Annotated in this window: 1 protein-coding gene; it reads right to left on the bottom strand. The window is 63.0% G+C overall.

Annotated features, from left to right (window positions below; translation table 11 throughout):
• The coding region (locus tag HX869_RS31090) for a GGDEF domain-containing protein (protein WP_178904172.1) at nt 1-341 on the bottom strand (341 nt) is incomplete at both ends.

Here is a 341-nt window from a genome sequence, read left to right as displayed (position 1 = left end):
CTTGGCGCGGTACAGCGCCTCGTCGGCCTGGGCCGCCATCATCAGGCTGTCGGAGCCGTCGCAGAGCTCCACCACGCCGGCACTGAACGTGCACCACAAATCCTGGGGCTGGGCGGGATAGTGAATCTCGGCAAAGCGCCCGCGAATCTCGTCAAGTACTTGGCAAGCCCTGTCGAGGTCGGTGTCGGGCATCACGATGGCAAATTCTTCGCCGCCGTAACGGCCTATATAGTCGGTCTTGCGCAGGCGCTGCTTGAGAAACAGCGCGAGGCTCTTGATCACCCGGTCGCCCATGGGGTGGCCGTGGCTGTCGTTGACCCGCTTGAAGTGGTCGATGTCGA

This window comes from Pseudomonas sp. P7779, assembly GCF_013386315.1.
Lineage (GTDB): Bacteria > Pseudomonadota > Gammaproteobacteria > Pseudomonadales > Pseudomonadaceae > Aquipseudomonas.
This window is presented reverse-complemented; position numbering and strand designations above follow the sequence as displayed.